We start from the raw sequence: 13,872 nt of genomic DNA on the forward strand, positions 1-13,872 counted from the left end.
GCCTGATTTGATTTAAATTTGTATATAAAAGCAATAAAATGTTATATTAAGTTGTATTTACTAATAATATCAGAACCTACAACCACAATTTACTGTTTAGAAAATTAAGCATATTATACAATCCATCAACAGATGAAAAAGTTATTTTTTAGTTTATTAATATTACTTACTTATTCAGTAGCCACTACTGCACAAAAAGTTAACCCTGCAAAATGGTCTTGGACTTTATCAAAAGCAACTCCAGCAGTAGGCGAAACGGTTGACATCATTTTTTCGGTAGATATTCTAGATGACTGGTATTTATATTCTTCTGATTTTAGTGAAGATTTAGGTCCAACAGTTACTACGATTAAATTAAAAGCAAACGATAGCTATGAAGCAGTAGGAGGTTTAAAGGCCATTAATCCATCCAAGAAATTTGATAAAGAAATCTGGAATGGCGAATATACTTATTTTAAACATAAGGCTACTTTTCGTCAAAGTATAAAGATATTAAAGCCTAAATTCTTAATTGAAGGCTCTTATGATAGTCAATCTTGTTCAGACGCTAGCGGATTGTGTGTTCCTGTAAAAGGCAATTTTTTTTTGACAGGCGCAGAAAAAAAAAACGATAGTTCCATCGAAGAAAAAGCTATAAAAACAGCTACAGAAAGTACAACTTTAACGCCTGTTGTGAAAGACTCGGCGGTGGTTAAGACTGATTCCGTAATCCAAGCAGATACATTAGTAGCTGAAAAAAGCAATAGTTCTGTAGCATCTGAAACACCAACATTACCAGCTGAACAGGAATCATTATTTGCTTTCTTTTGGGTAGCTTTTGGCGCAGGACTTTTGGCTTTATTAACGCCATGTGTGTATCCACTTATTCCGATGACGGTAAGTTTTTTCACTAAACAAAAAGGGGGAAGAAAATTAGCATTCTTATACGGCTTTTCGATTGTAGCGATTTATGTATTATTTGGTACATTGATTGCCGCATTGGCGGGGCCGGGTTTTGCTAACTGGTTGAGTACTCACTGGGCTCCTAATTTGTTATTCTTTGTCATCTTTGTATTTTTTGGTATTTCATTCTTAGGTTGGTTCGAAATCGTTTTACCTTCAAATTTTGTCAATAAAATTGATGCTCAGTCTGATAGAGGTGGCCTGATAGGGGTGTTCTTTATGGCATTCACATTAGTATTGGTTTCATTCTCTTGTACTGGTCCTGTTGCGGGTTCTATTTTAATTGCTTCTGCCCAAGGTGAAATCATCAAACCTATTATTGGAATGTTGGGCTTTTCTTTAGCCTTTGCTATTCCATTTACATTGTTTGCTATTTTCCCACAATGGCTAAAAAACTTGCCAAAGTCGGGTGGCTGGATGAATTCTGTAAAAGTAATTTTAGGCTTTTTAGAATTAGCATTAGCCCTTAAATTCTTAAGTACTGCCGACCAAGTATATCACTGGGGTATTTTAGATAGAGAGGTATATCTGGCTTTATGGATAGTAATCTTCTCATTAATTGGTTTCTATTTATTGGGTAAAATACAGTTACCGCATGATTCGCAAACGGATAAAGTAAGCGTGCCAAAAATGTTGTTGGCAATTTTAGTTTTTGCGTTTGTTGTGTATATGATTCCTGGAATGTTTGGAGCACCGCTTAAAGCATTAGCAGGTTGGTTGCCTCCGCTTACTACACAAGATTTTGTATCGTCGGGTACTTCCGTGAAAACTGAAGGGGATGCTAATTTCCCTAAACCAAAATATGGTGAGTTCCTGACTTTACCGCATGGCTTACAAGGCTTTTTTGATTATGAAGAAGCAGTAGCCTATGCCAAAAAAGTAAATAAACCCATCTTTATAGATTTTACAGGGCACGGTTGTGTAAACTGTAGGAAAATGGAAGAAAATGTTTGGTCAAACCCAGCGGTGTTGAAAAGACTGAAAGAGGACTATGTAGTGGTAGCTTTGTATGTAGATGATAAAACTGAATTACCTAAAGAAAAATGGTACATCTCTAAAGACGATGGTCAAGAAAAAACGTCAATGGGTGACCAAAACCTAGATTTCCAGATTGTAAGATTCAACGGCAATGCACAGCCCTATTATTGCTTGGTAAATCCGAACGAAGACAAAGGTACTTTGGCTCCACCAAAAGCATTTGATTCAAAAATTGAAAACTTTGTGAAATTTTTGGATGAAGGTAAAGCAAAATATGCTTTGAAATAAAGAAGCTGTTTAAACTTTCCCTTTCGGGTTAAACTAAGTCTTTTAGAATAGCTTGTTCCAAAATTTACTCAACGTAGCGATGCTATGCTTCCCAAATTTTGAAAAAATCAATTCAAAAATACAATACTTTCACCTTAGAAACGGAAAATTTAAACAGCTTCATTTTTTCAATCATTACAAAGATGTGTCATTCATGATAAACATAATATGTTTTATGAACGATGTCTTTGATGATACCATCTAATCGGTTGGCTTCGTCGCCTAATTGGGTCAAAAAGAGTTGTTGCTCTTCAGCAGTTATTTGATATTGTTTATCTGTCAGCAAAGTGGAAATCCCCAAAATATTGACAAGCGGACTTCTCACTAAATGAGATTGTTCCCAAGCGATTTCTTTCAGGATGTTCAATTGCTCATTCACCTTGATTTCTGCTTTTTTTCTTTCGTCTATGCTAGTAGCATTAAAGGTTACACCAATGATTTTTGAATGAGAATCATATACAGGAAAGAACCTGATTTTAAACCAAATCTTTTTTCCGTTAAATGTCAACTCTGTTTCGGTGATGGTAATTTCACCATGTAAGGCCTCTCCAAAAGCTTCATGAAAGGATTCGTAAGCACTTGTAGTAATGAAAGGAGTGAAATCTTCGCCAACTTTTAGTTGTTTTTGATGCAAGAGTAAAACATTTTCTTCTGCCGATTTATTAAAATTAAGGACCTTGAGGTCTGGGCTAATAAAAATATTAATATCTGTCGAACTATCTAAAATGGCTAATAATTTACTTTCAGAACTTTCAAGTTCATCAATTGTTTTGAGCAATTGTTTTTCGATAGGTTGATAAACATAAATTACTTCGGCAGCAATAATAAAAATAGAAAGGATGGCTAAAATAATTTCGATAATGACAATAAATCTCAATTTTTTATCTGACTCATCTTCCAGTTTTTTAACCACAGTATCCATTTTTATCAAAAAATCAGCCTGATTTTTATTGATTTTTTGAATAATATTCAAGTCTATCGTAGGTTTTTCATTTAAAATATGATGGATATATTCAATATTTTTAGAAAGCCCGACTAATATTTTTCTGGCATCTCCATTGGTGACTGGATGTACCGATAATGCTTTATTTCCATTCAATAAGGCAAAATGAACTGCTTGCCAATTTTTAAATGTTTCTATCAGTTCATTATAGCCTACTTCTTGATTTAACAATTGAAAATACTCAAGATTTATTTTTTGACTTAGCATCCGTTGTCTACCCGACAGATTAATCATTCTTGACTCTTCATTCTTTTGATTTAACCAATATTGAATAAATAATTGATTAACCGCCAATACTAAAATGGCCATCAATACGCCAAAGACATACTTATTTTTAGGTCTGTATTTCATAGAATATTTGATGAGATTTTTAATGTGCTAGCATAAGCGTTGGCGCTGAGTGTAAATAATGTAAAGATTCATTATAAGGATTTTCCAATATAATAACGGTTTTCTACTATCAATCTTTTTTAAAACCTGAAATAATACTTTTAATACAATATCTAAAATAAATGGCAAAAAACTCACCAGTATTAACTCATTTATTTCAAGTTTATTTTAATCGGTAATTAATGTAAAGCCTTTATTATTTTTGTAAAAGATTGTCATCAATGCAAACTACAATCTTTTTTAAAACAATAGTAACATGAAAAAAATTGGACTGATAGGCGGAATAAGTTGGGTGTCGACGATGGACTATTACAAGTTTTTAAACGAAGGTATTAATGAAAAACTAGGCGGACTTAATTTTGCTGAGTGTATTATTTATTCATTGAATTTTGGAGATGTTCAAGAGAAGACTTGGGAACATTCGTTCGAGCTTTTCCTAAATGCTTGCGAAAGTTTAAAAAGAAGCTGAGTTGATGCAATTGTTCTATGTGCTAACACAGCTCATTTATTTGCGGATGAACTTGCAACGAAAATAGCCTTACCAATCATCCATATTGGCACTGAAACGGCAAAAGAAATAAAACAACAAGGCATCAATAAAGTTGGTTTGTTAGGTACAAAGTTTACTATGGAAATGGATTTTTACCGTAATAAATTAGCACAAAACGGCCTAGAAGTATTAGTACCTAACCTACAAGAAACCAGAGACTATATTCAATTTACCTTAAAGGAGGAATTGGGAAGAGGTATCATAAACCCAATAACAAAGCAAAACTATATTACCATTGCCAACGATTTAATCGCAATGGGAGCAGAAGCAATAATATTGGGCTGTACTGAAATCCCCATGATATTGAGTCAACAAGATTTTGTAGTACCAGTATTTGATACTACAAAAATTCATGTTCAGGCTATTGTTAAATATGCTTTATCTTAAAAATGCGTATTTACTACTCCAAAATCTATACGAAGCTTTAGCATTATATCAATATCGTAAAATGTACGTTTAATCTTGCATTGGCTCTTAGTTCTCCTCCAGATAAATCTTGTATAATTGGTTCCTGATAGTTTATTCCCATTGAAAAGCTTTTGTAATAAGACTCTACTCCTACTGTGCCAAAAGTAGCATAACCGCCTGTTTGTGTATTGACAATTCTGTTCTTTGTATCTAAAGCAGCTTGCTCAAAAGCAAGTCCAGCATTTGGAATAAGGGTAAATCCAGTTTCAAATTTTTGGAAGTAAAGTAAAGCTAGATTAGTATTAAGTCTATTGCCAAACTGGTAATTATCGCTATTTTGAGTATTGATTTTATAAGAAAAATCATAATTCAATCCCCAATTTTTATGACGCATTGTATAGACTAAATTAAGTAGAAAATCTACACTTCCAGTTCCTAATTGAAAATTGGCATTAGCCACCTCTGTATCACTCAGCAAATCATACTTATATTTCCCTGTTGGTAGTTTTGTGCCACCACCAATTAATAAATTATGATTGAAACGACGATTCACAGTGTCGTTCACGGTATTGACAACATAATAATTTGCCAAGATTGTAATGTCTCCTAATCCATTCAAATGAACTTGTTTTCTAGTTTTCTGAATCGTTTGTTGATTGATTAAGTAAGGAACAAAAGCCAGTACTTGTACTTTTTTGAATGGATAAACCCTAGCCCAAAGTTCTGTTTTCCAGAAATCTTCTTGGGCTTTTAGATTTACACTACTTAAATGTGAATCATAGCTTTTATATCCATACCGTAAGCCAATAAAACCTTTATGAGACTGTGGTAAAATACCGAAAAATGAGCCCCCATTTCCACATCCACAGACTTCGCAAGCTAACATGGTAGTTGGGTTGGTAAGCATTATAAAAAATGATAGTATAAAAATCTGAAAAGCTTTCGTCATGATATTATATGTTGATTAAGGAGTAAACCTTTTATCCGTCAGAAATTCTCTGTCGGTAAGTGTTCTTAGAAATGCAATAATTTGTGCTTTCTCTGTAGCTGTTAATGCAATACCTAGTTTACCATTTTGATTGAGAATTGGGTCTATATTTTGGGTAGCAGTTACCGTATTTGTATAATGATTGAGTACTTCATCTAATGTCTGAAAACGTCCATCATGCATATAGGGCTTAGTGGCTTCTACATTTCTAAGACTTGGTACTTTAAACTTATTTTTGTCTTCTTGCAATTCCGTCACTCGCATTCTTCCATCATCAATCACAGGCTCGATAAACGCTTTTTTAACACCATCTACTATTCTATATACTACTTGTTGGCGTTCTGTAGGAGGTAATCCATTATTTCTATAACTACCATCACTGAATAATTCGCCAGCATGACATGAGGAGCATTTTTGTTTGAACAATTCCATTCCTGCCAATTCTGAATCGCTAAATACTACCCCTGCTTCTTTTCTCATGTATTTATCATACTTAGAATTAGCCGAAATCAAAGACAATAAAAATTGAGACAATGCTTTCAAGAATCGTTCAGAAGTGATTTCAGTAGTCCCAAAAGCATTTTTAAACATGTTTGGATATTTATCCGACTTTCTGAGTTTCTCTAATACATTGCTAGTTCTCTCGTCCATTTCAACAGGATTCTCTATAGGCGAAATTGCAAAAAGGTCTAAATCAAATACTCCCCCATCCCAACCAAAAGTCTTTTCCCATGCTAGGTTCTGTAATGATGATGAATTTCTTAATCCAATCTGATTATCAATTCCATGACTTAAATCATGCAAATGATGCGTAAACCCAAAGTCTTGACGGTGGCATTCACCACACGAAATAGTTCCATCTCTGGAAAGGAGTCCATCATAAAACAGGCTTTTCCCTAATTCAAAGCCCTCTTTGGTAACTGGATTACTTTGTATTTTATATACAGGACTTTGAAAATTGCTAGGTTGGTAAAAAAGTTTATCAGGCTCTATTACAACATCTGGTGTTTTTGAACAGGATAAATCTATCACCAATAAGACAATTATACAGGTAGCTAAGAATAGATTCTTCATATCTAATTTATTTATTCTTCTACTCTTCAATAAATATGAAGAGTAGAAGAGCGTTTTTTATTAATTAGCATCATTATGAACATGGTCTACACTAAACATCTTCTTGTAGTTCTCGGCAATAGGAGTAGCCGTTGTGATACTATGTACCATGTTTGTCTCAGCTAGTTTTAATTGAGCGGTACCATTAAATATCTTTAAAACATCTACAAACAAATGTACTTCTGGAGCAATATTACCGCGAACAGTAGCAGCATTAGTAAGTGGCAAAGTAATAGTTCGAAGGTTATTAGCGGTCTTAGAGGTCATTCCACCAAAGCCACCTACATGTAGTTGAAACGGTCTTTTCCCTGTAGCATTAGTAGGTACGACAGAAGATGTTCCTTCAAATTTGAAGAATATATAACCAGAATTCCAAGCCCAATACATACCGTCATCTCCATAAGATGCTGGGTCCAGTACTCCCGTTCTTTGGCTAAGGTCGGATACACTTCTAGTACTATCTACACCAACCATAAAAGATACTTCTGTGTAATTACCAGCAGGAACATCTTTCAATGTTGCTTCCAGACTATTAGCGTCAGACTGCTTTATTAAGAAATAATTATTCGGAAATTTTACTACAGTACCATCTTCTTTCTTAAATGAAACGTTGGAAATAAAGTAATTCAACGTAGTTACGGTAAAGTCTTCACTAACATTATTGATATAAGCACCCGTTGTTAAAACTAAGGCCTTGTCGCCAACCCTATTATCAAAAGATAACGTAATTGAGTTTTTATCATTGGGATTGATTTCATCATCGTCTTTTTTACAAGAGGCTGTCAGTATAATAAAACCCAAGAAAAAAAGTATTGAAAGTAATTTATTAGTTTTCATATAGCATGTTTTAACATAGGCTGTATCGTAGCCTATTTAATATTTTGATTAATAAGAAATATTATTTTTATACGAATACACAAACGATTTATAGGATGTCATCAGCCTATACTCATTGTATGCGTACATATTTGGTTAGCCATAAATAGAAGATAGCGGAAAGTATAAAACGCTACAAACATTCAAGGCACAAGAAATTGAAGATATTATGATTGAGGGGGGCGAAAAATGCCATTAAGCATTCCTGCTAGCGGATTCGCTAAAAAATTGAATTTAGGTAAACATTGAAGAAAATCAACAAAACTGAAATCATTAAATATAAAATAATTAGAAGAACAAAATAGCTGAATTTCAGGCATTTTCTCTAGCTTTTCTGTAGTTTGCTTTTGTTCTTTTTCTTCAGCTGCTTTTAGCTTTTTGGCTAAATAACATTTACCATCGCAATGCAAAGAAGGTCTGTTTTTATTAACACAAAGTACTTTAGCAATATACGCCTTATTGGCTTGATAATACATCACAATCCCCATACGGTTAAATATGGGCATATTTAGTATGATTAATAGAAAATATATTGTGAACTGTTTTAACATATTACAAAGTTACTCTTGTATTTTTTCCAATACTAATACTAAAACGAAAATATCAAAATGATATTTGTTATTTGCTTAGAAATAATACCATCAATCAACACCTATTTCACGTTTGAAGACTACCTTTACTAGGTAGTCCCAGTTTGTGATATTCTAATGATTTAGATTTTACCTTAAATATTTACCATTACGTATATCAAACAACCTAAATTGTAATAATAGAAGTACCAATATATTATAACTATAAGCCTATTTTTGTATTAATCAGGTTAACCCTATCTATTTATAAAATGAAACATCTATTCTATCTATCCATTATATTACTACTTTTCTCTTGTGCAGAAAAAGATATATTTAACACCACTAAATTGGGTGTAGATATTGAAGTTAAACAAGAATACAATTATGTCATTGTCTTAAGCAGACTACATAATGCAGTTAAATATGATTTAGATTATGGAGATGGCACAAAAGTAATGGTTGATTCAACATCTACTGGAGTAATGATACTTGATAATGGAAGGTATTATTATAAAAAGGATGGGAATTATACTATTACTTTAACTGGGTATGATAAAAATGGAAAATCAAAAACAGTTAGTAAACAAATTGCAATAAATTATGTAACCCAAAACACCCCCATAGCTGATTTCTCTATCGAATTATTAGATGATGGGGTTGTAAAAATGAAAAATTTATCAAAAAACTATTCTTCTCTTGAGATTGGTACAAGTGTCGGAAATTGGGGATATAATACAAATGTGGAAAATCCTACATTTATATTCGACATGAATGGTAAATATACTATCCAGTTGAGTGCAAATGGTGCTTTTTTTGATCACAAAGCAGTAGAAATAGACATAAAAAATACCCCAAATAGAGAACTAGGATATTTTAAGGGTGAATGGCTAGGCAAGCAAATTGATGTTTCAGAAAGTTTTGATCACCAAACAGTTACTGAATATATGGATATTGCAGGCGCCAATAAATACCTTTTATTAAAAAACACGACTAGCTTCAATTCTAATTCTATCGAATTAATAAATTTTAAAGTTAAATCGGATAGTCTGAAGACTAATGAAATGAAGTATGAACAAATTAAATCAAAATTTAAGCTTGGTATTCAAAATAGTGACGATTGGGCCGTGAGTTTGTACATTCTTCCTCTTGTAAGTTCAAAAAAGAAAAGCATTGAAATTTTAGCAATAAAAGAAGTACCCCAACGTAAAATCGTTCCCGAAATGTATGACAAAGCATTTTGGATAACCTATAAAATAAATGCAGATTTTGAAAGTTATGGGAAAATTGATGGGATACTAAAAGTCAGGTATTTAATTTATTAAGTTTAGTATATTACTAATAGTCGTAGAACATTTTGATATATTCTACGACTATTTCTGTTTCTTACTTCACCTTTAAAAACAAAGCAAAGCCAAATAAACTCACTACCAAAACACCTAATGCTGAAAGGATAGTAACGATGTCGCGGATGTCTTTTCCTGCCCAATCCATAAACAAAAATTTGTGTAATACACCAAATGAAAGTCCTTCTCTTCGGTCAGAATCAACAATGCTTGCGGCTAATCTGCTGGTGGCTGGTTCAACATAATAGGTTAAATGATTGTCTGTCGCCAACGCTAATTTCACTACTGGCAAACGTTTGTTTACAAAGCCATATTCCTTATCAAATTTGGTTAAGAATCCTGTTGAAGCAATCGCTGGTAATGCTTCGTCCTCGCCTTCATCTGTTGTACTTGCGGTTAAATCACAACAAGTAGGGTCGCCACCAGATTTTCCTTGCTCAATAAAATGTGCTACCAATGCTTTGGCATGCAACATCATTCCGTCGGGTAAAAGACTGGCCGTTTGTACGTCGTAATAAGCTATATTTGATTTTGCATCAGGCTTTTTGCTTTCGCCCATTTTCTCTGCTTTGTCTTGTTGTTCTTTTTTCCAAGCTCCTTTTTCTTCCGACTTTATAAATACTTGATAATACAGTTTGTCATCAATTTTGGCTAAAGAAAGGTTTGCAACCTTTGTCCATTCTAGTGGTAAAGCCAAAGAAGCCGTTTGTAAATCCGTAGTTTTGATGGCTGGTTGATAGAAGTACTTGATGCGTTCGTCTGGTGTTAATTTTTTAGTAGCATGATAAGCCCCAGAAAAAGCAAAAGTGAAAGTGACAAAAGCTACCCACAGGCCAATCTGGCGATGATATTTTCTCAAGATTCCTACTTTATCGTTAGCATTTCGTGGCTTTTTGAATTTCCCCCACATAAAGCCATAAATCACTAAACCACTCAACATTGAAATAATGATGATTGATAAAAATCCTATCATTATCGAAATCCTGAGTGTATTATTTGTGATTTTCATCAAGAAATCCCAATTATGAAAAGTTCTAAAAACCCATAAAAACGCTTTTCTACGGTTTTCGTTGAAGTTTGCTAACCGATTTTGCTCAGTTTCAATATAAATATCCATACCATCGGCACGTTCAAATGATACTTTCCAAACAGGTAATAAACGATTGACATACGCATATTCATCATCAAAATCTGTGATTTCTTCAATATTTTTAACCTTCGACTGGTAGTCTTCAGTAAAGTAGCGTGCTAAAAATTCTGCATACTTTTTATCACCATTTTCAAGTATCTGAGCAGTCGTAGCATTGAAATATGCTAGTCGATTACTCACTCTTTTTACTTGATAATATGTCTGATTATTGAAACTAACAATACGGAAATTTCTAAATTCAGTGATGTTATTTTTCTTCAATACTTCTTGTAAAGACAGTTTTATTTGTGCTTGATTTACTGCTTCTGGCTTAACATATTCATGTGCCAATTTTACTTTAAACCAATGCGACATAAAAGGGTGCATCATGCCTGAGATACACCAAAAAATTACTGGAATCATCGTGACCAAGCCGATAATTCTGTGCCAACGATAGATGTTTCGTTTGATATTTTTCTTTAAGCCTCCGAAGGATGATTCTTTTTGAACCTCCTCATCAGCTATTTCACCAATATTTTTTGTCATGTCTATTTTTTTTTAGTGAGTTTATTAATTGTGAGTGAGTGAGTTGTGAGTGAGTTAGTAAATATATTAATGATTGCATTTCATATAATCACTCATTCACTAAATCACAAACCACTCAATAACTGACTCACAACTCACTCATTCACAACTATTTCCCCGTAAAATTGTATTGCAAGCCAATCACCACAGTACGTGGAGCGGCGGGCGTATAGGTAGTTCTGTCAGTAGCATTGTTACCTCTAGAAGCCTGATTGGCGTATAACTCATCCGTCAAGTTCATGATGTTGGTAAATACCTCAATGCCTTTGAAATTGTACCCAGCACGGAAATTCAACACGCTTACACCCGAAAGACCGAAAGCAGTTTTGTCGTTATACATAACCGTATTGGTTTGATTTTGGTAATACGATGACAAACGTTGCCATTCGATAGCAGTACGTAAACCCTTTGCCCATTTTGGTTTATAAGTAATTTCAGAATTGGCAATAAACGAAGGAGCAGAAGGCATATCTTTACCGTTTACATCTTTCACTAAATCCGAAGATTTCGTACTTAAAGTAAATTCAATAAAACGGTGAACGGCATTTGTTCCTCCAAAACGGATAAACCATTCTGAACTAGGTTTATATGTAATGCCGTACTCTATCCCTTTGTGCAAAGTTTTTCCAGCAGACTGATAATCTGTAGAATTGTCGGGCTGACGAATACTTAATAATTCATTCTTACCATTCATTTCATAATAGGCAACGTCGATATAAATCTTGTTATCCAAGAACGACGCCCATCCTCCTACTTCTTTGTTGTCGAAATAGGCAGGCGTTAAATTATAATAAAATGGATTGGCACTACCAGTAGGGGTTTTACGGAAAACGGCTGTTAAGCCTGGAGGCGAGAAGCCTTGTGAGTAATTAGCATAAATACCTTTTCCATTGCCTAAATCATACGTTGCCCCGATTTTTGGGGTTACTTGGCTGTACTCTTTTGTGCCTGTTGCATTGTTATCTAAATAATTCAAATAGTCGAACGACATACGGTCGTAACGAAGTCCTAAGGATAATCTTAGTTTTTGAATAGGTTCAAAATCAAACTGCGAGAACAAACCAGTATTAAATATTTTTGCATCGTATTTAGCTACAAAAACATCTGGGTTTTCTTTCACCAAAGTATATTTCTCTACCGATTTTCCATCAGCACGTAATTTAGCTGTAAGGTCGATTGTATAAGAACGGTAGGGGTTCGTTGAATAATCGTAAGTACCCCCCACTAACAAACGAGCCTTCAAGAAATCGAATTTCTGTGAATGCTGAGCCAAAACGCCATAAGATGTAAATGAATTATCATTAATTTCGCCTTTGGCTGTGGTTGCTCCTGTTGTCCATCTAATAGAGTAACTTGGATTCTGTCCGACTGAATTATTACGATAGTATGGTGTAACAGTAGTTTCTGCATTAGCATTCCAAGTGTGTTCTAAAGAAATTTTAGCACGGGTAGCCAATACTTTTCTGTAGGTAAAATCGGCAGTAGAAGAATACTCTCTTTTATAAAATGCGATAGAGTCTACACTACCCCCTGTTTGGGAATAATAATCATTATAAGCCAACGTGCTGACAAAGCGAGTTTTGTCAGAAATTTTATACTCTGCTCTTGCATTAAATGAAGTTTTATCAAAATCACTACTAGACTGCCAAGAATTCACTTGTTTGGCTACGTATCCACCTAAGTATAAACCAAATTTCCCGACTGTCGCTCCTGCACCATATTGTATTCTCTTGTAGCCGTAATTATCAAACTGGATACCTACACGAGCGGTAGGCACAGCAGTTGGGCGTTGTGTAATAAAATTAATCGCTCCACCTACCGCCTCTGGCCCATATAAAGACGATGCTGGTCCTTTTACTACTTCTACCGAAGAAACAGAAAACACGTTCATTTCAATAATGGCATTATGGTTAAAAACCCCCATTGGTCTAATCGGTACGCCGTCTTCTAAATATAAAAAGTAAGCAGAAGTTCCCATTGGCTGACGAATACCCATGCCATGTTGTTCATTATTATAGTTCATCATCACTACGCCCGGCGTCTTGTTGATGATTTCGTACATACTAGTAGGTTTGGCATCGTTTATTAATGTTGATGATAATTTAGAAATCGCTACTGGAGCTTGAGTTCTTAAACTAGCCTCACGATTAGCTGTTACTACTACTTGTTGGAGGTTTTCTACAGAAGGTTCTAACGAAATAGATAATACCTTTTCGGTGCTATAATCCACTTCCAACGTTTGAAAACCAATGCTCGAAACACTAATTTTATTGATGTGCTCGGTAACATTAAAGGAGAATTCACCATTAATATTGGTAGTAGTTCCTGCATGAGTACCTAGTGCTTTTACAGAAGCACCAACTACGGGCTCTTTGGTGGAATTGTCAAAAATTTTACCTTTTATAATGTTTTGGGCAAGGGTTGAAGATATCGTCAATAAAATGACGATAATAAGATTGAATATGTTTTTCATCTTTAATTTTTATAGTATAGTTGGCTTTTAAGGTATTGTTTCTCCATGCTAAAGTCATGGAGAAAAGGTTCTCGTAATAGAGTACGAGAAAATCAATACGATTGACGCAAGCAATCATACAAAAAAGCTAACAGTTGTATTTGGAATACATTACAGTGATAGTACTTGAAAGAAAATGGAATTTTGTTCGTTATT

The 13,872-nt window shown here is 34.1% G+C and carries 11 protein-coding genes; 4 read left to right on the forward strand and 7 right to left on the reverse strand.

The window, feature by feature from the left end; all coding sequences use genetic code 11:
- The first annotated feature begins 132 nt into the window (after positions 1-132).
- The gene (locus AC07XN_RS07525; protein ID WP_494742589.1) at positions 133-2,208 is read left to right on the forward strand and encodes a protein-disulfide reductase DsbD family protein; all 2,076 of its coding nucleotides are present in this window, start codon (positions 133-135) and stop codon (positions 2,206-2,208) included.
- A 187-nt stretch (positions 2,209-2,395) separates the two neighbouring features.
- Here the strand turns inward: AC07XN_RS07525 and AC07XN_RS07530 are convergent, their stop codons facing one another.
- Positions 2,396-3,601 (reverse strand): PAS domain-containing protein, encoded by a 1,206-nt coding sequence (locus tag AC07XN_RS07530; protein ID WP_494742590.1) that lies wholly within the window; start codon positions 3,599-3,601, stop codon positions 2,396-2,398.
- Positions 3,602-3,896: 295 nt separating this feature from the next.
- Here AC07XN_RS07530 and AC07XN_RS07535 point away from each other — a divergent pair, with 295 nt between their 5' ends.
- Complete coding sequence (locus tag AC07XN_RS07535; RefSeq protein WP_494742591.1) at positions 3,897-4,109, forward strand: hypothetical protein; 213 nt, start codon at positions 3,897-3,899, stop codon at positions 4,107-4,109.
- 9 nt (positions 4,110-4,118) lie between these two features.
- The gene (locus AC07XN_RS07540; RefSeq protein ID WP_494742610.1) at positions 4,119-4,577 is read left to right on the forward strand and encodes an aspartate/glutamate racemase family protein; all 459 of its coding nucleotides are present in this window, start codon (positions 4,119-4,121) and stop codon (positions 4,575-4,577) included.
- A gap of 43 nt (positions 4,578-4,620) precedes the next feature.
- Here the strand turns inward: AC07XN_RS07540 and AC07XN_RS07545 are convergent, their stop codons facing one another.
- The 4 genes from AC07XN_RS07545 to AC07XN_RS07560 form a co-directional block, all read right to left on the reverse strand.
- A complete protein-coding gene (locus AC07XN_RS07545) occupies positions 4,621-5,547 on the reverse strand; it encodes a transporter family protein (protein WP_494742592.1) in 927 nt (308 codons plus the stop codon).
- 15 nt (positions 5,548-5,562) lie between these two features.
- Positions 5,563-6,660: a cytochrome-c peroxidase gene (locus AC07XN_RS07550; RefSeq protein ID WP_494742593.1), complete on the reverse strand. Its 1,098-nt coding sequence runs from the start codon at positions 6,658-6,660 to the stop codon at positions 5,563-5,565.
- 60 nt (positions 6,661-6,720) lie between these two features.
- Positions 6,721-7,536: an MbnP family protein gene (locus AC07XN_RS07555; RefSeq protein WP_494742594.1), complete on the reverse strand. Its 816-nt coding sequence runs from the start codon at positions 7,534-7,536 to the stop codon at positions 6,721-6,723.
- 206 nt (positions 7,537-7,742) lie between these two features.
- The gene (locus tag AC07XN_RS07560) at positions 7,743-8,081 is read right to left on the reverse strand and encodes a hypothetical protein (RefSeq protein WP_323250740.1); all 339 of its coding nucleotides are present in this window, start codon (positions 8,079-8,081) and stop codon (positions 7,743-7,745) included.
- 335 nt (positions 8,082-8,416) lie between these two features.
- On the opposite strand from AC07XN_RS07560, the gene AC07XN_RS07565 reads away from it, so the two are divergent.
- Positions 8,417-9,469: a PKD domain-containing protein gene (locus tag AC07XN_RS07565; protein ID WP_494742595.1), complete on the forward strand. Its 1,053-nt coding sequence runs from the start codon at positions 8,417-8,419 to the stop codon at positions 9,467-9,469.
- 61 nt (positions 9,470-9,530) lie between these two features.
- Here the strand turns inward: AC07XN_RS07565 and AC07XN_RS07570 are convergent, their stop codons facing one another.
- Both AC07XN_RS07570 and AC07XN_RS07575 read right to left on the reverse strand, forming a co-directional pair.
- Complete coding sequence (locus AC07XN_RS07570) at positions 9,531-11,165, reverse strand: PepSY domain-containing protein (protein WP_494742596.1); 1,635 nt, start codon at positions 11,163-11,165, stop codon at positions 9,531-9,533.
- A gap of 148 nt (positions 11,166-11,313) precedes the next feature.
- Positions 11,314-13,677, reverse strand: coding sequence for a TonB-dependent receptor domain-containing protein (locus AC07XN_RS07575; protein WP_494742597.1), 2,364 nt, complete (start codon positions 13,675-13,677; stop codon positions 11,314-11,316).
- Positions 13,678-13,872: the final 195 nt, after the last annotated feature.

The organism is Arcicella sp. GW458-12-2-14-TSB2 (genome assembly GCF_059423785.1).

Coding starts and splice junctions, on each gene's coding strand:
- AC07XN_RS07560 (WP_323250740.1), bottom strand. CDS start 8,081: ATGCCCATATTTAACCGTATGGGGATTGTGATGTATTATCAAGCCAAT.
- AC07XN_RS07575 (WP_494742597.1), bottom strand. CDS start 13,677: ATGAAAAACATATTCAATCTTATTATCGTCATTTTATTGACGATATCT.
- AC07XN_RS07570 (WP_494742596.1), bottom strand. CDS start 11,165: ATGACAAAAAATATTGGTGAAATAGCTGATGAGGAGGTTCAAAAAGAA.
- AC07XN_RS07565 (WP_494742595.1), top strand. CDS start 8,417: ATGAAACATCTATTCTATCTATCCATTATATTACTACTTTTCTCTTGT.
- AC07XN_RS07555 (WP_494742594.1), bottom strand. CDS start 7,536: ATGAAAACTAATAAATTACTTTCAATACTTTTTTTCTTGGGTTTTATT.
- AC07XN_RS07535 (WP_494742591.1), top strand. CDS start 3,897: ATGAAAAAAATTGGACTGATAGGCGGAATAAGTTGGGTGTCGACGATG.
- AC07XN_RS07545 (WP_494742592.1), bottom strand. CDS start 5,547: ATGACGAAAGCTTTTCAGATTTTTATACTATCATTTTTTATAATGCTT.
- AC07XN_RS07550 (WP_494742593.1), bottom strand. CDS start 6,660: ATGAAGAATCTATTCTTAGCTACCTGTATAATTGTCTTATTGGTGATA.
- AC07XN_RS07530 (WP_494742590.1), bottom strand. CDS start 3,601: ATGAAATACAGACCTAAAAATAAGTATGTCTTTGGCGTATTGATGGCC.
- AC07XN_RS07525 (WP_494742589.1), top strand. CDS start 133: ATGAAAAAGTTATTTTTTAGTTTATTAATATTACTTACTTATTCAGTA.